Origin of the sequence: Corynebacterium freneyi (assembly GCF_030408835.1) — a bacterium.
In the GTDB taxonomy this organism is placed as follows: Bacteria; Actinomycetota; Actinomycetes; order Mycobacteriales; family Mycobacteriaceae; genus Corynebacterium; species Corynebacterium freneyi.
The window spans coordinates 2,050,620-2,073,257 of sequence record NZ_CP047357.1 but is presented as its reverse complement, the minus strand read 5'-3'; the positions used below and the strand labels follow the sequence as shown (position 1 = coordinate 2,073,257).

General features: G+C 69.1%; 17 protein-coding genes and 1 riboswitch. Of the genes, 9 read left to right on the top strand and 8 right to left on the bottom strand.

Going from position 1 to position 22,638, the window contains the following annotated elements:
• Window positions 1-44: 44 nt before the first annotated feature.
• The 5 genes from CFREN_RS09155 to CFREN_RS09135 form a co-directional block, all read right to left on the bottom strand.
• Window positions 45-545 carry a hypothetical protein gene (locus CFREN_RS09155; protein ID WP_209652373.1) on the bottom strand — a complete coding sequence of 167 codons (501 nt, stop codon included), beginning with the start codon at window positions 543-545 and terminating at the stop codon, window positions 45-47.
• A gap of 17 nt (window positions 546-562) precedes the next feature.
• A riboswitch (SAM riboswitch) is annotated at window positions 563-693 on the bottom strand.
• Between the two features lie 24 nt (window positions 694-717).
• Window positions 718-2,178, bottom strand: coding sequence for a maltokinase N-terminal cap-like domain-containing protein (locus CFREN_RS09150; RefSeq protein ID WP_244979502.1), 1,461 nt, complete (start codon window positions 2,176-2,178; stop codon window positions 718-720).
• A complete protein-coding gene (treS, locus tag CFREN_RS09145) occupies window positions 2,175-3,941 on the bottom strand; it encodes a maltose alpha-D-glucosyltransferase (protein ID WP_209652375.1) in 1,767 nt (588 codons plus the stop codon). The genes CFREN_RS09150 and treS overlap by 4 nt, the downstream gene beginning before the upstream one ends.
• A gap of 150 nt (window positions 3,942-4,091) precedes the next feature.
• Window positions 4,092-5,537 (bottom strand): PH domain-containing protein, encoded by a 1,446-nt coding sequence (locus CFREN_RS09140; protein ID WP_209652377.1) that lies wholly within the window; start codon window positions 5,535-5,537, stop codon window positions 4,092-4,094.
• Window positions 5,534-6,019, bottom strand: a complete 486-nt coding sequence (locus CFREN_RS09135; protein WP_224370150.1) for a PH domain-containing protein — start codon at window positions 6,017-6,019, stop codon at window positions 5,534-5,536. The genes CFREN_RS09140 and CFREN_RS09135 overlap by 4 nt, the downstream gene beginning before the upstream one ends.
• Before the next feature lie 82 nt (window positions 6,020-6,101).
• Here CFREN_RS09135 and CFREN_RS09130 point away from each other — a divergent pair, with 82 nt between their 5' ends.
• Together CFREN_RS09130 and CFREN_RS09125 are read left to right on the top strand one after the other, a co-directional pair.
• Window positions 6,102-6,347, top strand: a complete 246-nt coding sequence (locus CFREN_RS09130) for a hypothetical protein (protein ID WP_209652379.1) — start codon at window positions 6,102-6,104, stop codon at window positions 6,345-6,347.
• Between the two features lie 185 nt (window positions 6,348-6,532).
• Window positions 6,533-7,672, top strand: coding sequence for a DUF8462 domain-containing protein (locus tag CFREN_RS09125; protein ID WP_209652381.1), 1,140 nt, complete (start codon window positions 6,533-6,535; stop codon window positions 7,670-7,672).
• 43 nt (window positions 7,673-7,715) lie between these two features.
• Here the strand turns inward: CFREN_RS09125 and CFREN_RS09120 are convergent, their stop codons facing one another.
• Window positions 7,716-9,119: a carboxylesterase family protein gene (locus CFREN_RS09120; protein WP_209652383.1), complete on the bottom strand. Its 1,404-nt coding sequence runs from the start codon at window positions 9,117-9,119 to the stop codon at window positions 7,716-7,718.
• Window positions 9,120-9,212: 93 nt separating this feature from the next.
• On the opposite strand from CFREN_RS09120, the gene CFREN_RS09115 reads away from it, so the two are divergent.
• Entirely contained in the window at window positions 9,213-11,495 is a 2,283-nt protein-coding gene (locus CFREN_RS09115; RefSeq protein ID WP_209652385.1) for a M3 family metallopeptidase, read from the top strand.
• A gap of 11 nt (window positions 11,496-11,506) precedes the next feature.
• Window positions 11,507-11,746, top strand: a complete 240-nt coding sequence (locus CFREN_RS09110; RefSeq protein WP_209652387.1) for a hypothetical protein — start codon at window positions 11,507-11,509, stop codon at window positions 11,744-11,746.
• Window positions 11,747-12,001: 255 nt separating this feature from the next.
• Here the strand turns inward: CFREN_RS09110 and brnQ are convergent, their stop codons facing one another.
• Both brnQ and malQ read right to left on the bottom strand, forming a co-directional pair.
• Window positions 12,002-13,384 carry a branched-chain amino acid transport system II carrier protein gene (brnQ, locus tag CFREN_RS09105; RefSeq protein WP_246580217.1) on the bottom strand — a complete coding sequence of 461 codons (1,383 nt, stop codon included), beginning with the start codon at window positions 13,382-13,384 and terminating at the stop codon, window positions 12,002-12,004.
• Window positions 13,385-13,484: 100 nt separating this feature from the next.
• Window positions 13,485-15,731, bottom strand: coding sequence for a 4-alpha-glucanotransferase (gene malQ / locus CFREN_RS09100; RefSeq protein ID WP_246580227.1), 2,247 nt, complete (start codon window positions 15,729-15,731; stop codon window positions 13,485-13,487).
• Between the two features lie 359 nt (window positions 15,732-16,090).
• Between malQ and CFREN_RS09095 the strand changes: the two genes are divergently transcribed.
• The 5 genes from CFREN_RS09095 to CFREN_RS09075 all read left to right on the top strand — a co-directional run bounded on the left by CFREN_RS09095 (window position 16,091) and on the right by CFREN_RS09075 (window position 22,633).
• Complete coding sequence (locus CFREN_RS09095; protein WP_070523784.1) at window positions 16,091-17,923, top strand: AMP-dependent synthetase/ligase; 1,833 nt, start codon at window positions 16,091-16,093, stop codon at window positions 17,921-17,923.
• A 105-nt stretch (window positions 17,924-18,028) separates the two neighbouring features.
• Window positions 18,029-18,988 (top strand): IS481 family transposase, encoded by a 960-nt coding sequence (locus tag CFREN_RS09090; RefSeq protein WP_209652391.1) that lies wholly within the window; start codon window positions 18,029-18,031, stop codon window positions 18,986-18,988.
• A 371-nt stretch (window positions 18,989-19,359) separates the two neighbouring features.
• Window positions 19,360-20,028: a hypothetical protein gene (locus tag CFREN_RS09085; RefSeq protein ID WP_070519468.1), complete on the top strand. Its 669-nt coding sequence runs from the start codon at window positions 19,360-19,362 to the stop codon at window positions 20,026-20,028.
• Window positions 20,025-21,239: a radical SAM family heme chaperone HemW gene (gene hemW / locus CFREN_RS09080; protein ID WP_209652393.1), complete on the top strand. Its 1,215-nt coding sequence runs from the start codon at window positions 20,025-20,027 to the stop codon at window positions 21,237-21,239. Before CFREN_RS09085 ends, hemW begins: the two co-directional genes overlap by 4 nt.
• Before the next feature lie 35 nt (window positions 21,240-21,274).
• Window positions 21,275-22,633 (top strand): MFS transporter, encoded by a 1,359-nt coding sequence (locus CFREN_RS09075; protein ID WP_070519470.1) that lies wholly within the window; start codon window positions 21,275-21,277, stop codon window positions 22,631-22,633.
• The last annotated feature ends 5 nt before the right edge of the window (window positions 22,634-22,638 follow it).

The following is a 22,638-nucleotide window of genomic DNA, read 5'->3' as shown; positions in this document are numbered from 1 at the left end:
GGGTGGTCGGACATGAGGGCGCCGGGCATCGGCGCCGGGAGCGGTCAGTCGATGAAATGGCACACGGCCGTATCCGTCCACCACGTTCCGTTGCCGGGGTGGCGCACCCACAGACGGCGCGGGGCGGGGCCGGGCGCGACGTCGGCGGCGGCGACCACCTCGGCTGCGGTGCGCGTCGACCATCGGAACAGGCCCTCGCGGAAGAAATGCAGGCGGCGGCCGGCGGCATCACGCAAGATGAGGGTTTCCCCGTCGCCGGTGTCGGTCAGCGAATCCACGGTCGCGTGCAGCGCATCGGCGGGCGGGGCGTCGGGGGCCGCCGCCGGCGCGGGGTAGGCGGGCCGCAGGGCCGGATCGCTTGACGACGCCCCGCCGTACGAGTCGTTCGCCGTGGCGCGTCGGTGCCACGTGGCGGCGAAGCGGAGACGATGGACGTCGGTGGCGGAGTCGGGCGTCTCGTTCACGGCGTCGGGGACGTCGGGCGCGGTGGCGGCAATGGTCGCGATCGCGGCGTCGGAGCCGGAAACGGTGTGGGTCGTGCGCATGGCTGGGGATCCTCCCGGTCGAGTTCTTCCGACCGCCGGAGATGTCGGCGGTGGCCGGTCTTCCCGGGAAGGCACCGAGGCTCGAACCGCGGTTGCCGTGCGGCGATGACGTCCCGGGGCCATGTGAAACCCGCCGCAACTCTGGACCTGCCGCCACTATAGACCAAGCGGTCTATTCGGTGTCAAGCAGCCGCGACACCGCCGCCAACGGCAGCTCGAGCCAACCGGGACGGTTCTGCGCCTCGTACAGGCACTCGTAAATCGCCTTGTCCAAGATGAAAGCGTCGAGCACGGCGGCGTCGTCACGCGGATCCCGGCCCGACGTCGACGCATACCCGTCCAGGAACGCCCCGACGTTGCGCTGCGCCCACTCGCCGACGCGGTACCGCTGCTGGCGCGAATCCTCGCGGCCCGTCAGCAACGGGTAATGCGCCGCGTAATCGAACGACCGCACCATGCCCGCCACATCGCGCATCGGATGATCCGGCAGACGACGCTCATCCCACGGACGCGACGGTTCGCCCTCGAAATCGATGAGCAGCCAATGCCGCGGCGTGCGCAACACCTGCCCCAAATGCAGGTCACCGTGGATGCGCTGCACCGGAACACCATCCGACCCCACCGACGCGGCGGCCTTCGCGAACACCGCCTCGGCGGCGTCGTAAAGCTCATTGACCTGGGGGACGATCCCCGCCACATGCCGCAGCCGCTCCCGCATCGGCGCGACGAGCTCCTCGCCCGACATCCGACGCCGCACCGGCAACGTCGCCGCCAACATGTCGTGGACCTCCGCCACCGCCGCACCCAACGCCGCGGACTCGACGCCGAAATCGGTGCCCAGATCCTCCGGCTGCAGATCCCCCTCGCGGATGATGTCGCGCACCGACGTCAACGCCATCGACCAGCCATCGGCGGAATTCGGCACGAACTGCTGCAGCATCGCCGTCGTGTACGCCTCGCCGTCGACCACCAGCTCGACCCAGCCGAACAAATGCGGAACCGACGAACAATCCGCCGCCGACAACGCCGCCAGCAACTCCACGTCGGCGTTCGTGCCCGGGTGCAGGCGACGGAAGAACTTCACCATCACCTCGTCGTCGAAAATCACCGACGTGTTGGACTGCTCCACGCCCATCGGGCGGCCCTTCTCCGGCACGGCCAGCTCCGCGCCCGGAACCCGCTTGAGCTCCATCGGGCCCAACGCACCGTCGGCGGCCAACACCCGGCCCAACGCCGTCACCGCCGCCGGATCGACGAGCGCGTCGTAGCCGATCACGCCCTCGCCGGCGGCCAGCAGCGCATCCTCCCCGGCCGCGGGCAAGGCGTCACCCCACGCGATCGGCAACAGGTACGCCGGAGAGGCGTCGCCGGAGTGGACCCTCACGAACAGCACGTCCACGTCCGGGGCATCGGCGTCGCCGCGTACGACCGGGGCCTGCACCAGCACTTCCAGACGGTCGATGCCGGCGGCCTTGTCCGCGAAAAAACGCTGCGCCGGCAGGGTGCGGGTCAGCTCGGAGGCGATCAGGTCGACGTCGGGAAGCGACACGGGGCCGGAGGAACCACCTGCGGAGGCTCCGGGACCACCTGCCGCACCGCCATTGATCGGGGTTGCATTGACGTTGTCGTTCATCGATTCGCCTCTCGTTCATCGGAATCATCGGACGTGTCGGCCGTCGCCGCCACCGGTGCGTCGGAAATCGCCTGCGCCACCGGCACCGTCGGCGCCGACGACGATTCCGCGACGGTCGGGGCCTCCGGCGGGTCCAGCAGCTCGAACCAGTAGAAGCCATGGCCCGGCAGCGTGACCTGGTACGAATCCGCGCCGATTTCCGGAAACGGCACGGAACCGGTCAGCTCCACCGGGGTGGCCCCGGCGAATTCGGACAGGTCCAGCTCCACGGCCTGCGGGTACTTGGACAGGTTGTTGACGCACAACAGTCGCTCGTCGTCATGCTCGCGCAGGTACGTCAGCACCGACGGGTTGCCGTTGTCGAGCTCCCGGAAATCGCCGAGGCCGAACGCCCGGTACTTCTTGCGCACCTGCACCATCCGCCGCACCCAGTTGAGCAGCGAATTCGACGAGCTCATCTGGCTTTCGACGTTGATGGCCTGGTAGCCGTACGTCGGGTCCTGGATGGTCGGCAGGTACAGTCGGCCCGGGTCGCAGCGGGAAAACCCCGCGTTGCGGTCCGGGGACCACTGCATCGGGGTGCGCACCGCGTCGCGGTCGCCGAGCCAGATGTTGTCGCCCATGCCGATCTCGTCGCCGTAGTACAGCACCGGCGAACCGGGCAGCGACAGCAGCAGGGCGTTGAACAGCTCCAGCTGATTGCGGTCGTTTTCCAGCAGCGGCGCCAGGCGACGGCGAATGCCGATGTTCGCCTTCATCCGCGGGTCTTTCGCGTACTCGGCGTACATGAAGTCGCGCTCGGCGTCGGTGACCATTTCCAGGGTCAGTTCGTCGTGGTTGCGCAGGAAGATGCCCCACTGCGCCGACGACGGAATGTCCGGCGTCGAGTCGAGGATCTCCGAGATGGGGAACCGCGACTCCCGGCGCACGGCCATGAAGATGCGCGGCATCAGCGGGAAGTGGAACGCCATGTGGCACTCGTCGCCGCCGACTTCCGGGTCGCCGAAGTATTCGACGACGTCCTCGGGCCACTGGTTGGCCTCGGCGAGCAGAACGCAGCCCGGGTATTCCTCGTCCATGATGGCGCGGCACTTCTTCAGGAACGCGTGCGTTTCGGGCAGGTTTTCGCAGTTGGTGCCCTCGCGTTCGAAGAGGTACGGCACGGCGTCGAGTCGGAAGCCGTCGATGCCGAGGTCGGACCAGAACCGCAGGACGTCGATCATCGCCTCCTGCACGGCCGGGTTGTCGTAGTTGAGGTCCGGCTGGTGGGAGAAGAAGCGGTGCCAGTAGTACTGGCCGCGCACCGGGTCGTAGGTCCAGTTGGAGTCTTCGGTGTCGACGAAGATGATGCGCGCGCCCGAGTACGTGTCGGGGTCGTCGGTCCAGACGTAGAAGTCGCCGTAGGGTCCGTCGGGGTCCATGCGGGACTGTTGGAACCATTCGTGGGTGTCGGAGGTGTGGTTCATCACCAGGTCGGTGATCACGCGGATGCCGCGGGCGTGGGCTTCCTCCAGCAGCAGGCGGAAGTCGTCGACGGTGCCGAATTCGGGCAGCACGGCACGGAAGTCGCGGATGTCGTACCCGCCGTCGCGCAGGGGCGAGTCGTAGAACGGCGGGAGCCACAGGCAGTCCACGCCGAGCCACTGCAGGTAGTCGAGTTTGTTCCGCAGCCCGTTCAGGTCGCCCGAACCGTTGTTGTCCGAGTCGTTGAACGCGCGCACGAGAACCTCGTAGAACACCGCGCTTCGGTACCAGTCATGCATGGTGGCCAGGGTAGGGAAACGCCGGTCATCGTGCAGTCGATCGTCGTCGGGCCCCTCCGATTCCCGGCTGCCGGCCGGGGCGGGGTGTCCGGTTTCGCGTCGCCGGTCCCCGCATCGGCAGGGGCCCGGGTTTTCGTCGCTTGACGACGACTACGCGCCGCGCCTTTCGTCGAGGACCCTCATGAGCCGCGCCGCATCGTCCGGCGCGAGTTGCGTCGCGGTGACGGAGACGGGGCCGCCGACGAGCTCGATGCGCACGTCGACCAGCGACAGCGCCCGCGACATGGGCCCCTGCAGCAGCGTGTGGCCCTGGATGCGGGACCAGGGGATGACCGCGCGGTATCGGCGCAGACGCCCGGAGGTGACCACCAACGCCCGCGGCGTGATGCGCACGACCTGGTTGCGCCAGTCGATGGGCGACAGCCAGACGGAGCGTTTCGGCGACGCCCACCGGGCTTCGGACGGCTGGTGGCGCAGACCGGTGATGCGGCCGATGACGCCGTCGACGACGCCGTCGGCCTCGGCGAGGGAGGCCACCGGCAGGAGAGTGGTGGACACGTTGGCGCCTTCGCCGGCGTAACCCGCGACGTTGATGCGCACCTTCGCCCAGTGCAGCGGCCGCCACCAGGCCGGTTCGATGATCGCCAGGGCATGGATGCGGCGGACGGGGATGGTCTGGCGGCGCGTGGAAGTCAGTCCGGCGCTGACGTGCAGACGTCCCCGCCGGTCGTCGGCCGACAGCGTGAAGCCGTGGAATTGATTCCATCCCTGCCACATCGACGCCACCAGGCCCATGAGGAAAATGCCGACGCCGACGAACGACGTGCCCGCGATCGCCCCGACCGTCATGGCGAGGGCTTCCCCGACGGAGATGCCGTTGCCCAGACCGAAGGCGGCGACGGCGACGGTGGCTGCGCCGAAGACGACGGGAAGGCCGACGAGCAGGAGCAGGCCCGGGCCGATGATCACCGAACCCAGGAGGCGCAGCGGCGACACCGGGCCGTGGATCGCCACGGTCGAATCGGGGACGGGGACGGTGCCCCAGCCGTTCGTGTCCCCGGCGTCCGGTTCCTGGACTGCCGGGCCACCGGGATTCTCGGTTTCCCGTTTCGCTTCGAGGACGGCGGAGCGCAGAGCCCGGCAGTCGTCGAGGCCGAGGTAGCGGATGGTCAGGTCGGAATCACCGCCGCCGGCCGTCTCCACCTTCACTTCCCCCAGGCCCACCAACCGCGCCAACAACGGTTGATTGACGTCGACGGCCTGAACCCGGTCGAACCGCGCCGAGCGCCGTGACCTGACGAGCCATCCCGAACCGATGCGGATTTCGTCGTCGGCGAGTTCGAAGAAGCGGTACCGCCACGACACCCAGGCCAAAATCACGGTGATGACGAGGACGGCGATCGCCACGCCCGTCGCCACCAGCCATGCGGTCGTCCCGCCATCCGTGAACGCGTCCGCCACGGATCGGGGGAAGGTCCCCTGCCGGATGATGTTGAAGACGGCGACCGCGAGTGCGGCCGCCAGGAAGCGGCCGGCAGACAACAGGGGAGTGAGCGGGTGGACGCGGTGGCGGCCCGGACCGATGGGCGCCGTCACAACCCGGCCATCCTCTCGCGGGCACGGCCGGACAAGCGCTCGCGCAGGGCCCGGGCCTCCGCGCGGGGAAGCCCGGTCAGCTGCGCGTCCGAGGTGGCCGAAGCGGTGTTGAGCTTGACCGTGGCCAAGCCGAACAACCGCAGCAGCGGGCTTTCGTCGATGTCGATGAACTGGATGCGCCCGTAGGGGACGACCGTCACCGACCGCCACCAACGGCCGCTGGCGATGATCATGTCGTCCGCGTCCTCCAGGTACCGGTGGGCCGACACCCGACGGCCGATGAGCCAAAAATCCCAGAGGAGAATCACCGCGAACACGCCGGCGATGAACCACCACAACGGGTGCAGCAGCAAGGCCAGGGCGACCGACACGAGAAGCGGCGGAAGCAGCCAGGCCGACGCAATCATGCGGCGCAACGTGGCGAGTTTCGGGGAAACGGGGGTCAGGCCGGGGCAGTCGGGATCCAACAGGTCGAGCGGCATGGGGCCGACGCTAGCAGTCGTGGCGGATTCCCGACGGGCGAAAGGCACTGTGGAGACCACTGGCTTTCGGCATGATGGGGGCATGGAACCGCAGCGACGAGAAGACGAGTTCGATCCCCGTTGGGACGGCGACCCCGAACCCCGGGGGCAGTGGGACGGAAGCCCCGATCCGCGACCGTTGGACCGGCGCGGCGCCGGTCACGACGACGATCCCCACGGCGACAATCTCTTCATGAAGTACCGCGCGGTGTGGGCGGTGCTGATCACGTTGATCACCCTGTTGGTGTGCTGGCAGATCCTGCAGATCGTCCTGGAAGTCGGCATCTGACCGGATCGCCGAGATCTAACGAGCTCGGGCAGATCTAACAAATCTATCGGGTCTAACAAGTCTAAACTCGTTCGTAGTATCTAAGAGATCTAACAAATCTCAACCGTCATGTACGGTGCGACGATGAGGATCCGGGCCGCCGAAGACCGGATTCGTCGTTCACATTCGGTGAAAGGAACTCCGACATGACGACCCCGCCGCGCCCCCGAAATCCGTTCCGCCCGACTTTCGGGGTATCGCCCCACGTGTTGGCGGGACGTGACCGGTTGTTGGCGGATTTTGAGCTCGCCCTGGCGGAAGGACCCGGCAGCCCGTATCGGGCGATCCTGGTCAGCGGGGCGAGGGGCATCGGCAAGACGGTCTTGCTCAACGAACTCGAAGATGTCGCGCGTGGGCGGGGGTGGGTGATCGCGCGAGTGCACGTGGGGGAGTCGCTCATCGACGATCTCGTCCACTCGACGCTTCCCGCCTTGATCTCCGACCTCGCCGATGAACCGCCCCGCCGTGCGGTGACCGGCGCGTCGATCGGCGGCATCGGTTCGATCAGTTTGTCGGCGCCCGTGGACGACCGCCCGGCGCCGACCCTCATCGGGCGTTTGCGCGAGGTTTCCGCCCTCCTCCGGCCCCGTGGGACCGGGTTGCTCATCACCCTCGACGAGGCCCAGAGCGCCGCCCCCGATGCAATGAAACGATTGGCGATCGCCTACCAGGACCTCGTCCGCGACGACTTCGACGTCGCCTTCGCCGCCGCCGGGCTGCCCCATGGCATCGATCAACTGCTCCAGCTCGAGGGAACCACGTTCCTCCGGCGAGCCGAACGTCTCGAACTGGGTCCGGTGGATCGTGCCGCAGCCGTCGATGCGCTGGTTCGGACGTCGGCAGACGGCGGAAAGCCGATGGACCAACGGGCGGCATCGGACGCCGCGGACATTTCCCGCGGTTACCCGTATCTCATTCAGCTGGTCGGCTCGCTCGCATGGGCGCGGGCCTCCCTCGACGACAAGTCGGCGATCACGTCAGCCGACATCGCGGCGATTCGTGACCGGGCCATCGAGCGAATGGGAATCCAGGTGCACAAACCATCCATGAGCGGTGTCCCCGACGGTGAACGCGTCGTGCTGGAGGCGATGGCGGACATCATGGCCGAAACTGGCGAGGATTCCGTCGCGACCGGCGAGGTCGCGGCCCGCCTCGGCTTCACTCCCCAGGGGCTGTCACCGCGACGGGCACGGCTGCTCGAACGTGAGTTGGTCCGAGCACCGAAGCACGGACGACTGGAATTCTCCCTTCCGTATTTCGGCGAGTACCTCATCGCCTCGCGCTGACATCGCCTCGGGCTGATATCGCCTCGCGTCGATCACCCGGCCGTCACCGGCGACTGAACATTCTCCGGACCCCGCCCCACGGATCGGGCTCGTCGGCCTCGACGGCGAGGTGCCCTCCGCCGTACCAGATGCGCCCCGTGCGCTCCGGCGGTGAATAACGGGGCCACCCCGGGTCGCCGGTGCGAATGAACGACACGACTTCACCGTGGAACGGGTGCCCGTCCTCGCGGCCGAAGAACCGGGGAAGATCGACGCAATGCGGGGCACCGTCGGTGACGCGCCCGTCGGGCCCGATGCCGGTGCCCTCGCCCGGACGGAACTCGCCGACCCACGTGGGCATCCCCGCGGCGACGGAGGAATCGGCGACGGCCACCGCACTGGCGCGGATCGCCGCATCGGAGATGACCCCGCCGATCGGCCGATCGCCGGCCTCGGGCGGCAGCGGCCCCAGCCCGCCGTGGGCCGCGCCGATGACGCGGGCGGCCGCCCGCGCGCCGGGCAGCCCATCGGCCCGAATGAGCGGCGGCACGAAGTGGAACTCCTCGCTGGTGGCGGTGACCATCAGCGGCACCCGCGGCCGGATCTCCCGGATGCGCGGGCCCACGGCGGTATCCGTCGGGGCGACCGCGGCGACGAGTCGGTAGGCCCGGTCGATGATCCCGGGATCGGCCGTTCCCGACGGCCCGACTCCTCCGATGCGGGCGAGCAGCCGTCGCAAAGCACTGCCCGAACCCCGCGACAACCCGGGCGACATGGCGATGACCCGATGCACCAGCCCCTCAGACCGCGGATCCGACGCCAGCGCCAGAGCCAGGCCCGCACCCGCCGACTGACCCGACAACGTGACGTTGCCCGGATCCGCACCGAACGCGGCGGCATTGTCGCGGACCCAGCGCAGCGCGATGAGCAGATCATCGACGGCACGATAGGGTGCCGCGCCCGGCCTTCCGATGCGACCGTCGCCCCGCGTGCGCCAAAACCCGTCGAACCGCTTGCGGTAGCCCAGCGACACCGCGACGATGCCCTCCTCCGCGAAACGGCGCGTGCTGCACCACGGTTCCGAGGGGTGGCCCTCTTCGAAACGGCCGCCGTGGATCCACAGGAGGATCGGGCGCGCGCCGACGCTCCCGCCCGCGGAGCTAGCGCCATCCGGGGAGGCGGCCGCACCAACGCCGTCGACCGGCGCGGTGACGGTGAGCTGCATGTGGCCGACGCCCTCGCGCAGGGCGGTGCCGGACCCGTCGCCGAGCGGATCGCCGATTGGTTCACGGCCGTCGTGCGGGCCCGGCGGCGCCGGCGTGGACGGACGAAACGGCTCGGCCGTGGCGTACGGGATCGTGTGGATGCGCAGCACCCCACCCGAAACGCGCCCCGTCAACGCGCCGGCGGGGGCGCCGACGGTGAGATCTCCGGGGCGGCCATCGGTCGCGTGGCGGGAATCGTCCATGCGCCCAGCGTAAGCGTCCCGCCGCGGGCGAGAGCCGGAATGGCCCAACGCGCACGGCGGCGCCCCGCCGGGTCGGCGCTAAGGTGGGGCCCCATGAACGCATCGTCTTCCGAGACCATCGCCGCCAATCCGCTTCTGACGCCGTCGACGCTGCCGTACGGTCTGCCCGACTTCGGGTCGATCGGCGACGAGCACGTCATCCCGGCGTTTCGCACGGCCTTCGTCGACCATGACGCGGAGATCGCCGCGATCGTCGACAACCCGGAGGCCCCGACCTTCGCCAACACACTCGAAGCGCTGGAGAAGTCGGGCCGCCTGCTGGATCGCGTGGCCGCGTATTTCTTCAACATCGCCGGCACCGACGCGACCGAGGAGCGGCTGGCCATCGAGGCCGCCATCGCCCCGGAGCTGGCCGCGCACATGGATGGCGTGCGCCTCAACGAGGGGTTGTGGGCGCGCATCAAGAAGGTGGCGGAGCTTTACGACGAGTCGACGTCCGCGTCGTCCGGCGGGGCGGGTCCGGATGCGGGGGATGCCGACCGCGGGACATCTGCGGCGTCCGAGGTTCCGGAGCTCGACGACGAGGCCCGCCGTTTGCTGGACAAGGTCGTCCGCGACTTCCGCCGGGCCGGCGCCGACCTCGACGATGCGGGCAAGGCGCGTCTGAAGGAAATCAACGCCCGCCTGTCCGAGCTGTCGACCGCCTTCGGCGAAAACCTGCTGGCCGACACCAACGACCGTGCCGTGGCAGTCGCCGACGAGGCCGATCTCGCCGGGCTGTCGGACGCCGCGAAGGACAATCTCGCCCGTTACGCGCGCAAGGCCGGCCGGGCCGACGGGTGGCTGATTCCGCTGGATCTGCCGAGCGTGCAGGCCATCCTCACCGACCTGGAGTCGCCGGACACCCGTGCCCGCGTCTACGCCGCATCCATCGCGCGCGGAACGGGGGCGGGCCACGACAACCGTCCGATGCTGTTGGAGGAGGTGCGCCTGCGCGCCGAAAAGGCCCGGCTGCTCGGTTACGACACCCACGCCGACTACGTCATCTCCGACGAGACCGCCGGGGACGTGGCCGCCGCGAAGAAGCTGATCACCGACCTGGCGCCGGCGGCCGTCGCCAACGCCGAGGGCGAGTACAAGCGCGTCGCGGACCTGGCCGCCGAAGAAACCGTCGGCGCCGGAGCGGGAATCGACGGCGCGGATGACGCCGAGTCCGTCGAGGGGGCGGGCGACGTCGGCGCACCCGACTGGCCGTACTGGGCCGAGCGCCGCCGCGCCGAGGAATTCGCCGTCGACGGCGAAAAGCTCAAGGCGTACTTCCAGCTCGACCGTGTCCTCCGCGACGGCGTCTTCCACGTCGCCAAGAAGCTCTACGGCATCGACGTCGTCCCGCGCGAGGACCTCGCCGGCTACGCCCCCGGCGTCACGGTGTGGGAGGTCCGCGACGGCGGCGCCGATGGGGGAGCGGAAGCGGGCACGGAAGCGGGCGCCGATACGGGTGGTGGCGCGGGAGCCGAGTCCCGGGATTCGGGCATCGGCCTGCTGCTCACCGACTTCTTCTCCCGGCCGACCAAGCGCGGCGGGGCGTGGATGAGCTCCTTCGTCGACCAGTCGCACCTGCTGGGCACCAAGCCGGTCGTCGTCAACGTGCTCAACATCGCCGAGCCCGCGGAAGGGGAGCCGGCGCTGCTCACCCTCGACGAGGTGACCACCCTCTTCCACGAATTCGGCCACGCCCTCCACGGGCTGCTGTCCGACGTCCGCTACCCGCGGTTCTCCGGGACCAACGTGCCGCGCGACTTCGTGGAGTTCCCCTCCCAGATCAACGAAAACTGGGCGCTGGAGCCGTCGATCCTGGCCAACTACGCGTTCCACGTCGACACCGGCGAACCCATCCCCGACGACCTGGTCGAGGCAGTCAAGCGCGCCCGCACCGCCGGCGAGGGCTTCGCGACGGCCGAGTACCTCGCCGCCTCCGCCCTGGATCTGGCATGGCACTCGCTGTCGCCGGAAGAGGCCGCCGCCGTCACCGACGTCGGCGAATTCGAGCAGAAGGCGCTGGAGGAATACGGCCTCGACGTGGCCAACCTCGCCCCGCGCTACCGGTCCACGTACTTCAACCACATCTTCGCCGGCGGATACTCGGCCGGATACTACTCCTACCTGTGGGCCGAAGCCCTCGACGCCGACGGCTACGGCTGGTTCACCGACAACGGCGGCGCCACCCGCGCCGGAGGCGACCACTTCCGCGCCACGATCCTGTCCCGCGGCGGCGCCATCGACTTCACCGAGGCCTACCGCACGTTCCGCGGACGCGACAAGGACATCCGCCCGCTCCTCGAACGCCGGGGTCTGGCGGGAGCCGACGTCGGGTAATGTGAACCGCCGTGTATGAAGCGCTCGAGGGAACCGTCGACTCGGTCGGCCAGTGGCTGACGCAGTTGTCGGTGCTCGGGCAGACCACCGTGCTGCTGGCGTTTCTCGTGCCCGTCGGCGGCGTGGTGGCGTTCGCGTTCATCGGCCTCATCGACGTCGTCGTCGGCCGCCTCTCCCGGAAGTGGGCGACGAAACGCCCCGGCCGGGGAGGACGGACGCGAATCGAATTGGTGGAGCAAGACCCCAGCTGATGCCGGGACAGTGAAAGAGGAGAGCCCAACATGCGGAAGTCGCCGGTCAAGATCGCGCTCATCGTGCTGATCATCCTGGTGCTCGTCGCCGGAGTCATGACGCAGATGTGATCGTGCCGCCGTCCGGCCCGGTACACCGGACCACAAACGACGGGCCGCAAACGACGGGCCGACGGCGCACGGACGGGCAGTACCCCGAATGGCAAAAAGGCGGTCCACTCCCGGAGAGTGGACCGCCTTGACCGCGCCCGCGGATCAGGGGTGAACGTTCGCCGCCCGCGCGCCTTCCGCCCCGAAGGACGCCGTCGGCTCACCCGGCTCCGGCGCCGGCAGCCGCTTGCCGTAATCGACCACCAGACAGACGGCCAAGACGACGGCGGTGGGGACGACCCACGCCAACGACTGCTCGTACAACGGCAAATTCGCCAACGACGGCACCGCCGACGCCGGATCGACGTCGAGCGTCCGGGCCAAGTCGATGAGGGCGAACACGCCCGCCACCGCCACCGGCACCCGGTAAGACCACGTCAACTTGAACGGCAGCGCCGCCTGCAGCAACGTCAGGAACACCAGCGCCACCGCCATCGGGTACAGGAACACGTTGAGCGGAATCGCGATGCCGATGATCGCATCCAGGCCCAGGTTCGACATCACCAGGCCCGCCAGCGTGAAACCGACCGCCCACGCCCGGAAACCGATGCGCGGGGTCAGCGACGAAAAGAACGCCGCGGTTGACGTGATCAAACCGACGGCCGTCGTCAAGCATGCAAGCAAAACGATGAGCGCGAACACCCACGCGCCCGCCGCGCCGAAGGACCGCGTCGCGGCCTCCGACAACAACAGCGCACCGTTGGTGTACTCGCCCCCGATGCCCTGGCCCAACTGGCCGAGCCCCAGATAAACCAGGCCGAGCAGAATCACCGCGATCACGCCCGCCAAAATCGACGACGTCACCACCTGACGCTGCCGGTCAATGCCCCGCGACCGCAGGGAATCGATGACCACGATGCCGAACACCAACGCCGCCAGGGAATCCATGGTCAGGTACCCCTCCAGGAAACCCGTCGCGTACGGCGACCCCGCCCACTTCTCGGTCGGGGCACCCGGCTCGGCCGTCAACACGACCGAACCGACGACCACCAATGCGACGATGAGCACCAGCAACGCCGGCGTCAACCAACGTCCCAACGAATCTACGATGCCGCCCGGACGCAGCGACAACCACAGCGACACCGCGAAAAACGCCGCCGTGAACGCGAACAACGCCCACCCCGACGACGTCCCCGCCACACCCGCGACACCCGTCTCGAACGCCACGTTCGCCGTGCGGGGAATCGCGTACAGCGCGCCGATGGACAAGTACACCGCAATGGAAAAGACCAGGCCGAAAACCCTGCCCGCCCGGGAGGCGATGTCGACGATGCCGTTGCCGGACACCGCCACGGCGATCACCGCCAACGCCGGCAGCAGCACCGCCGTCGTCAGGAAACCGGCCATCGCCGGGCCATAGGCCGTGCCTGCCTCGATGCCGAGCTGGGGCGGGAAAATGAGGTTGCCCGCGCCGAAGAACATCGCGAACAACATGAGCCCGACGACGAGGATCGTCGAGACTGCGGGGCGGGAGTCTGTATCGGTCACCCCACGATTGTCGCAGGGGGCCGCCCGTTCGCATGCCGGGGGCGGGCGCAGGGGGACCGGGTGCCCGCGGAACGGGCACATGGCGGATCCCCGATGACCGTCAACCCCTGGCGGAAGCCTCCGCAACCGCCCCGAACAGGGGAAGGTCCGGCAGGTCGGACACCAGAAGCGCACGGCCCTCGTGATCCGTCAGCGGCACGCACCAATTCGGGTACTGATCGTGGGTCGTGCCCGGCTGGTTCTGCGTGCGACGGTCGCCGACCATGTCCACCAGCGCCATGCACGTCAGCGCCGACGGAGTGCGCGCGAGATACCGGTGCAAACCGACGATCAGCGGCGCCGCATCCGGCAGCTCGTCGCGGGAGATGTTCTTCCAATCCCGGCCGGACACCGGTCCGTCGGCGTCGGAAAGCCCCTCGAAACAGCCCGCCGCATCCACCGCGGCGAGGGTCGCCGTCACCCACTCCAGGTCACGGGCCTCCTCTTCCTCCACGTCCGCAGAGAACAGGCCGAGACGGTCGCGCAGCTTGATGTGCTCGCCCGCGAGATACCCCGCCGTCGGCGGCAGATCGTGCGTGGTCACCGACGACAGGCACAGGCGGCGGTAGTGCGACGGGTGCTTGGGCACCCCCGGACCATCCGACTCGAACCACAGGATCGACGTGCCCATGACGCCGCGCTGAGCCAGGTACTCCTGAACCCACGGCTCGAAGGTGCCCAGGTCCTCGCCGATGACGACGGCGCCGGCGAGTTCGGCCTCCAACGCGAGAATGCCGACCATCGCCTCATGGTCGAAGTACACGTAGGTGCCGTTGGCCGGCGACTCCATCCGCGGCATCAACCACAGCCGGAACAGCCCGAGGATGTGATCGACGCGGATGCCGCCCGAATGGCGCAGCACCGTGCGCAGCATGTCCCGCCACGGCTTGTACGAGGCCTCCGCCAACTTGTGCGGGTTCCACGGCGGCTGCGACCAGTCCTGGCCGCGCTGGTTGAAACCGTCCGGCGGGGCGCCGACCGACGCATCCGGGGCCATCCATTCCGCCAGGTTGCGGGCGTCGGACCCGCCCGGGTGCACGCCGACGGCCAGGTCGGCCATGATGCCGATGCGCATGCCCGCCTCGGTCGCCGCGCGCTGGGCGTCGCGAAGCTGCTCATCGAGGATCCACTGCAGCCAGCAATGGAAATCGACGAGTTCCCCGCGCAGATCTTCGATGTCCTCGTGGGCGCCCAGCGGCGTGACCAGGCCCGCGAACTCTCCGTTCGCGAACTCGTCGTCGTCACGGGCGGCGGTGCGGATCTCGATGTCGCGGTCGGCGCACCATCGGGCGTAGTCGAGGATGCCGCGGCCCTGCTCGGCCAGGAACCGCTCGTAGTCGGCGCGGCGCACCTCGGACAGCGGAATGTGGTGGATGGCGTGGAGGGCGCGCAGCTTGGCGGCGTAGATCGGGTTGCGGTCGATCTCGTCGGCCGAGCGGTTGAGCTCGCGGAAACCCGCGGCCAGGTCGCGCAGCTCGGCGGCGTCGGCCTCGTCGAGGTAGGAGAACTCGGGGATCATCTCCACCCGGATGTACAGCGGGTTGGCGTAGCGGCGCGTGGTGGGCAGGTAGGGGGAGTCCTCCACCGGCGGGGAGGGCTCGGCGGCGTGCAGAGGGTTGACCAGCACGAAGTCGGCGCCCGCCGCGCGCGCCGACACGCTGGCCAGGTCGCCGAGGGTGGTCAGGTCGCCGATGCCCCAGGACCGCTCGGAGCGCACCGAGTACAGCTGGGCCATGACACCGGTCGCGGGCTTATCGACGAACTTGTCGGCCGTCGACAGCCGACCCGGAGTGACGGCGAGCTCGCATTCTGCCGTCGCGTCCTCGTTGACCGCGCGCAGGCGGTGCCACCCCAGGGGCAGATTCTCCGGGACGGCGAAGGCGGCTTCGCCGAGCAGAACGCCGTCGACCTCGCGGGGAGCGACGTTGTGCTCGACCTGGGCCAACGGCCACTCCGACCCGTCGTCCAGGATCGCGGTGACGGACACGGCGGTGCCGTCGGGGACGTGAACGATGACCTCCTTGTAGGAGCCGCTGGTGCTCACCACCACCGGCGGCAGCAGCCGACGCCAGCGCGCATCGGTCCACGCCTCGCGGGCGGCGATGATGTCCTCGTCGGAGGGGTCGTCGGGGGTGGGGCCGAGATCGACGTCGAGCGCCGCGAAGATCTTCAGGATCGTCGCCCTGGACACCGTGGCCTCTTCGCCGTTTTGCGCGGTATAGCGCGTGGCGACGCCGACGTCGGCGGCGAGATCGGTCAGGGGGGCGGTCACGGGAAGCTGCGCGTCTTCGTTGGTCACGCGTCCCATCATGCCAGTGACGCGGAATGTCCACCCGACCGGAGAAGCTGGCCATCGTCCGGCCCGGAAGCGGCGGTCGCCGATCTGCTCGCGGGCGACGGTCATCCGCGTGTCCGACGGCGACCGTCCTCGCCCCGTTTGGAGGTGGCGATCGATGCATCGACATAACGATTCCGTTTTTATGCCCGGTTCTCGCACCGGCGTGATGCGCGTGTCGTACAGTTGCCGAAGTAATAGAAGTAATCGATGTCACACCTCCTCGTGCGACGCCGCAGTCGACTGGGCGGGGTGACATCCGCGCGCCGGCGAAGCATCGGCGGCCGCGGTCACGCGAATCGATGGACGACCAGAAGGAGACGGAAAGCACCATGCGGGAGTACAGCAGCGAAGCCAAGTACGTGGTGGGTGAGAAGGAAACGATCGTCACCGCGATGCAGGAGCTGGTGGCCAAGCGCCCGAAGCTGGTCATGTTCACCCGTCCGAAGAACTTCGAGTGGGTCAACGTCACCGCCCAGGAGTTCCACGATGAGGCCATGGCCGTCGCCAAGGGTCTCATCGCCAACGGCGTCCAGAAGGGCGACCGCGTCGCGCTGCTGTCCGAGACCCGTTACGAGTGGAACCTGATCAACATCGCCATCTGGATGGCGGGCGCGACCATCGTGCCGATCTACGGTTCCTCCTCCGCCGGCCAGATTCGCTGGATCATCGAGGACTCCGGCGCGGTTTTCGCGATCACCGAGAGCCGCCAGCACACCGAGCGGATGAAGAACCTCGTCATCGACGACTCGGGCCACGCCCCGCTGTCGGAGTCCCCGACGCAGCTGCGCCGCGTGCTCGAGATCAACGCCTCCGCCGTCGACACCCTCATGTACGAGGGGCGCGACATCGACGACTCCGAGGTGCAGAGCCGCATCGACGCGACCACCTGCGATGACCTCGCGTCCGTCATCTACACCTCCGGCACGACCGGCCGCCCGAAGGGCTGCATGCTGGTCCACAGCAACTGGTTGGCGGAGGCCCGCGCGATCCTGACCAACGACATCGGCGTCATCGCCCGTCCGGGCAACCGCATCCTCACCTTCCTGCCGCTGGCGCACGTTCTGGCCAACGCGGTGTCCCTGGCCGCCATCGTCGGCGGCGCCACCCAGTCCCACTGGGCGGACACCAGCACCGTCACCCTGGAGTTCCAGCGTTCCCGCCCGCACTTGATCCTCGGCGTGCCGCGCGTGTTCGAGAAGGTCCGCGACTCGGCGCAGGCCGGTGCGAAGGAGAAGGGCGCCTTCGGCACTGCGCTGTTCGAGCGCGCGGAGGCCGCCGCCATCGAGTACTCGAAGGCCCTGGACACCCCGTCCGGCCCGACGACGGCGCAGAAGCTGCGCCTGAAGCTGTACGACAAGCTGCTGTTCGGCAAGATCAAGGCCGCCATGGGCGAGGCCGTGCAGTACACCATTTCCGGTGGTTCGGCGATGTCCTCTGACCTGGGCCACTTCTTCCGCGGCCTGGGCGTCACCGTTTACGAGGGCTACGGTTTGACCGAGTCGACCGCCGCCATCACGGTGAACAACCCGAACGACCAGGTCATCGGCACGGTGGGCCGTCCGGTCGGCGGCTGCGCGGTGAAGATCGACGACGACGGTGAGATCCTGCTCAAGGGCTCGGTGGTCTTCAAGGGCTACTGGCAGAACGAGGAAGCCACCAAGGCCGCCTTCGACGGCGAGTGGTTCAAGACCGGCGACCTCGGCGAGCTCGACGAGACCGGCCACCTGCGCATCACCGGCCGCAAGAAGGACCTCATCGTCACGGCCGGCGGCAAGAACGTGTCGCCCGGCCCGATGGAGGACCGCATGCGCTCCCACCCGCTGGTGTCGCAGGCCGTGGTCATCGGCGACGGTCGCCCGTTCGTCTCGGTGCTGGTCTCGCTCGACGAGGAGGCCGTGGAGAAGTGGAAGGCCGAGCACAACGTGCCGGAGCACACCCCGGTGCGTGAGCTGGCCGCGAACGCGGTGCTGCGCGCGGAGATCCAGGACGCGGTGAACTCCGCCAACGAGCTGGTCTCGCACGCCGAGGCCATCAAGAAGTTCCACATCCTCCCGTGCGACCTCTCCGAGGAGGCCGGCGAGCTGACCCCGACCATGAAGGTCAAGCGCAACGTCGTCGTCGACAAGTACTCCCGCGAGATCGAGGACATGTACACCCGCTAGATGTACCCGGCCATCAGGTTGGTAGCGGCGAGCCTGGTTGATTAAGCGAGAACCTCCGGATGGGATGTGGCTTGTCTAAGGCCCACTTCCAAACCGGAGGTTCTCGTGTCCCACGGTAGTGCTCGTTTGACCGTTCATGGTCGCCGGCTGATCGTCGAGCGTCATCAGTGCGGGTGGACCCAATCCCACATCGCCGCGGCGATGGGTGTGTCCCGCAAGTGCGTGAAGACCTGGATCGACCGCTTCGCCGCCGAGGGCGAGGCCGGCCTGCAGACTCGTTCTTCGCGCCCGCACACCTCGCCGACCAAGACCAGTGCCGAGGTCGAGAAGCAGGTTCTTGCCGCGCGTGCCGAGCATCGGGAGGGCCCGGACGTCCTTGGTCCCCGCGTCGGGGTGCCGGCCCGGACGGTCTCGCGTATTCTGCGCCGCCACGGTGTGCCGTACCTGCGCCAATGTGACCCGATCACCGGCGAGGTGATCCGCTCATCCAAGACCACCGCAGTGCGGTACGAGCGCGACCGGCCGGGCGAGTTAGTGCACATGGACGTCAAGAAGCTGGGCAAGATCCCCGACGGTGGTGGATGGCGCGCCCATGGCCGCCCGAACGCCCCACGCGACCGCAAGACCAGAGTCGGTTACGACTACGTCCACTCGATGGTCGATGACCATTCCCGCCTGGCCTACAGCGAGGTCCTCCCCGACGAGAAGGGGGCCACCTGCTCCGGTTTCCTGGAACGGGCGATCGCCTACTTCGCCGAGCACGGCATCGACCGGGTCGAGCGGCTGATGACCGACAATGCCTGGGCCTACCGCTACTCATTGCGTGAGGTGTGCGCCAAACATGGCATCGTCCAGAAGTTCATCAAGCCGCATTGTCCATGGCAGAACGGCAAGGTCGAACGCCTCAATCGCACTCTGGCCACCGAGTGGGCCTACCGCCAGATCTACGCCTGTAACAGCGATCGGACGGCAGCCCTTGCGCCGTGGCTGGAGTACTACAACACTGAACGACGCCACAGCGCACTCGGAGGCCACCCGCCGGTCAGCCGACTGCTACCAACCTGATGGCCGGGTACAGCTAGAACCTTCGTCGGCCGCCCTCATGGGCGGTCCGCCAGGGTTTCCGGCCCGGCACCCCACATGGGGTGCCGGGCCGTTGCGCTTGTCGACGACGGCCGAATCCCGGCAGCCCGGGTCGACCCCTGCAGCCTCGTGAGCCGACACACCCCCGCGCCCACCGACACGCACCCACCGCGCCGACACGCACCCGCCGAGCCGGTGTCGCTCCACGGGCAGCGGCCCGCGCACCCTTATGGTGGGGTCGTTCGAGGTTTTCGGGGGAACGCGCAATCGGCCCCGGCGCCCCGAGGACGACCCCGGCGAACGCCGGCGGCGATGATCAGCCCGGCAGGGCCCGACCGGCGAGGAGGACCGCGGTGGAGCATTACGACGCGCGCCTCCGGCTCCGGGAAATCACCCAGGAGCTGTACGACATCGGCGATGAAGTCGCCGAGCACATCGAGCACCTGGCCCAGGCCATCGCCGACGTCGACCGCGAGTTGGTCGACGAATGCGTGCTGGAGCTGGCAGACATCGTCGATGAGGCCGTCGAAGACGCCCGCCCGCTCGTCGGCGAACTCGCCGGTCTGCGGCAGGCGTTCACGTCCGGCATTCGCCGCGGCGAATTGGGGCCGATGCCCGACCGCGAGCCCGGCCCCGAGCCGAAGCCCGTCGACGTCGCTTCGCTGTCGGCCATTCCCGCGCCGTTGCGGCACCCCGTCGCCGTGCCGACGGTCGCGCATGCGTTGCTGGCGCGGTCGGAGAGCACGGCCGCGTACCTGGAGGATCTCGCCGACTGGGTGTCGGCCGAAAACATCCGCGGCGTCGAAGTCCTCGGGTCGGTGCAGATCCCGGCGCTGTACGCCCGCTGCGGCCGCCGCGCCCTCAATGCCGCCGCGGCCTGGTGCGTCACCGTCCCCGAAACGCACCCCGCCGTGGCGAAGACGCTGCGCGGGCGTCGTCCTCCCGCGTTCCTCATGGAGCGCATCCGCATCGACGAGGTCGTTCGCAAGGTCGCCCAGCGCCGTGCCGCGGAGCGCGTGTGACGGGGCCGGTCAACGACGGCGACCCGGCGGCTGCGGCAACGTCGGCAGGCCAGCGCGACCCGCGCCCGGAGTTCGGCATCTATCTGCATGTCCCGTTCTGCGCGACGCGGTGCGGCTACTGCGATTTCAACACCTACACCGCCGGTGAGCTGGGGTCGGCGGCATCGACGGGCAGCTATCTCGACGCCATCGTCCGCGAGCTGGAGTTGGCGGTGGAGTCCCTCGACTCGGCTTCGGCCGGCGGCGGTGGGGTCCGCCCCGCCGAGACCGTGTTCATCGGCGGCGGCACCCCGTCGTTGTTGGGCGCCGAGGGGCTGGCGCGCCTGCTCGACGGCGTGCGCGACACGTTCGGCCTGGCCCCGGACGCCGAGGTGACCACGGAGTCCAACCCGGAATCGACGTCGCCGGACTTTTTCGAGGGCATCCGCGAGGCCGGTTTCACCCGGGTGAGCCTGGGCATGCAGTCCGTCTCCCCGCACGTGCTGGCGACGCTGGATCGCGTCCACACGCCGGGCCGTCCGGTGGAGGCCGCCCGGGAGGCGCGCGACGTCGGCTTCGACCACGTCAACCTCGACCTCATCTACGGCACGCCGGGGGAGTCGATGTCCGACCTCGACGCGTCGCTGGAGGCGGTGCTGTCGGCGGGCGTCGATCACGTGTCGGCGTATTCGCTCATCGTGGAGGAGGGCACCGCCATGGCGCGGAAGGTCCGTCGCGGCGAGCTGCCCATGCCCGACGACGATGACCTCGCCGACCGTTACGAACGCATCGACGCCACCCTCCGCGGCGCGGGCTACGGCTGGTACGAGGTGTCCAACTGGGCGAGGCCGGGCGGGGAGTGCCGCCACAACATGATCTACTGGCGCGACGGCGACTGGTGGGGCGCCGGCCCGGGGGCGCATTCGCATCTCGGCGGCCGTCGTTTCCACAACGTCAAGCACCCTGCCCGCTACGCGTCCGTCGTGTCGGGCGGGGAGTTGCCCATCCACGATTCGGAGTCGCTTTCCGACGAGGACCGCCACATCGAACGAGTGATGTTGCGGTTGCGTTTGGCGGAGGGCATGCCGACGTCGGAACTGCGGCCAGAGGAACTCGAGCGGGCGCGTGCGCAGGAGGCCGCCGGGATGCTGGCGCTGGACGGCGATCGGGTTCGCCTGACCGATGCGGGCCGGCTGCTGGCCGACGCGATCATCGTCGACATCCTCAGCTGAGCGCGCGATCCGCATTGGGGGCTAAGGTTCCCCGCATGAGTTCGAACGTGGCCCCGGAGGCGGGCAACCCGTGCCGCGAATCCGCGCCCGAGCTGGCGGCCGTCGCCCAATCCACGCGCACGCGGCTGATCGCGGTGCTCGTGATCGGCCAGATCCTCGGCGGCCTCGGCGTCGGCGCCGCGGTGAGCGTCGGCGCGTTGCTCGTCGCTGAGGTATCCGGATCCCCGGAACTGTCGGGGCTCGCCGCGACGCTGAGCACGCTCGGTGCCGCGATCGCGTCGGTGCCGTTGGCGCGGCTGGCCATCGCGAAGGGCCGCGGATTCGCGTTGGCCGTCGGTTCCGGCCTGGCTGCCGTCGGCGCCGTGGTGTCGACGTTGGCCGCAGTCTCGGACAGCACCCCGTTGCTGCTCGCCGGGCTCCTCGTTCTCGGCGTCGGTTCGGCGGTGGGGCTGCAGGCGAGGTTCGCCGCCGCCGATGCCGCCCTGCCGCACCGCCGCGGCCTGATGCTGTCGACGGTCATGTGGTCCACGACCGTGGGCGCCGTCACTGGGCCGCTGCTCATGTCCCCGTCGGGAAGAGTGGCCACGGCGTTCGGCCTGCCGGAGTTGACCGGGCCCTTCCTGGTCACCGTCGTCGCCCAGGTCGGCGCCACGCTGCTGTACGCGCTGTTGCTGCGCCCCGATCCGCTCGAGGTCGCGCGACTCACCGATGCGGCCGCGGCCAATGCGGCTGCGCGAACGCCGGCAGGATCGACGTCCGCCGAAGGAGAAGGAACCGCTCCAACCGCTCACGCCGCGCCCGCCACCGCCGAACCCAACGCCGTGGTGCCCGCCGATCGCCGCGTCGTGCTCGCGGGCCAGGGCGCGGTTGCCGTCGCCCACTTCGTCATGGTCACCCTCATGTCCATGGCACCGCTGCACATGGCGAACTTCGGCGCATCGCTGACCATCATCGGCGCCGTCATGAGCTTGCACATCGCCGGCATGTGGGCCCTGTCGCCCGTCTTTGGCTGGGCCGTCGACCGGTTCGGCACGACCGCGATGATCTTCGTCGGCCAGACCATTTTCCTGGCCACCGCGGTCGTCATCTGGATCGCGCCGTTCAGCTTGCCCATGCTCGCCGTCGCGCTGACCCTGCTGGGCCTGGGCTGGTCGGCGTCGGTGGTGGCGGGATCGGCGGCGGTCACCACGGCCACGCCGCAGCACGATCGCGCCGCCGTCCAGGGCCGGACCGACATGACGATGAACTTGGCGGGCGTGCTCGGCGGATTGATCGGCGGGCCGGTGCTTGTCCAGATCGGGTACACCGGTTTGTCCCTGGTTGCGATGATCCCGGTTGCGGTGGTCGTCGTCACGCACATGGCGCTGGGGAAGCGCACCGCCGTCGGCCGGTAGACTCG

Coding starts and splice junctions, on each gene's coding strand:
- malQ (WP_246580227.1), bottom strand. CDS start 15,731: ATGGGACGCGTGACCAACGAAGACGCGCAGCTTCCCGTGACCGCCCCC.
- CFREN_RS09075 (WP_070519470.1), top strand. CDS start 21,275: ATGAGTTCGAACGTGGCCCCGGAGGCGGGCAACCCGTGCCGCGAATCC.
- CFREN_RS09095 (WP_070523784.1), top strand. CDS start 16,091: ATGCGGGAGTACAGCAGCGAAGCCAAGTACGTGGTGGGTGAGAAGGAA.
- CFREN_RS09125 (WP_209652381.1), top strand. CDS start 6,533: ATGACGACCCCGCCGCGCCCCCGAAATCCGTTCCGCCCGACTTTCGGG.
- CFREN_RS09120 (WP_209652383.1), bottom strand. CDS start 9,119: ATGGACGATTCCCGCCACGCGACCGATGGCCGCCCCGGAGATCTCACC.
- CFREN_RS09155 (WP_209652373.1), bottom strand. CDS start 545: ATGCGCACGACCCACACCGTTTCCGGCTCCGACGCCGCGATCGCGACC.
- treS (WP_209652375.1), bottom strand. CDS start 3,941: ATGCATGACTGGTACCGAAGCGCGGTGTTCTACGAGGTTCTCGTGCGC.
- CFREN_RS09150 (WP_244979502.1), bottom strand. CDS start 2,178: ATGAACGACAACGTCAATGCAACCCCGATCAATGGCGGTGCGGCAGGT.
- CFREN_RS09115 (WP_209652385.1), top strand. CDS start 9,213: ATGAACGCATCGTCTTCCGAGACCATCGCCGCCAATCCGCTTCTGACG.
- CFREN_RS09130 (WP_209652379.1), top strand. CDS start 6,102: ATGGAACCGCAGCGACGAGAAGACGAGTTCGATCCCCGTTGGGACGGC.
- CFREN_RS09135 (WP_224370150.1), bottom strand. CDS start 6,019: ATGCCGCTCGACCTGTTGGATCCCGACTGCCCCGGCCTGACCCCCGTT.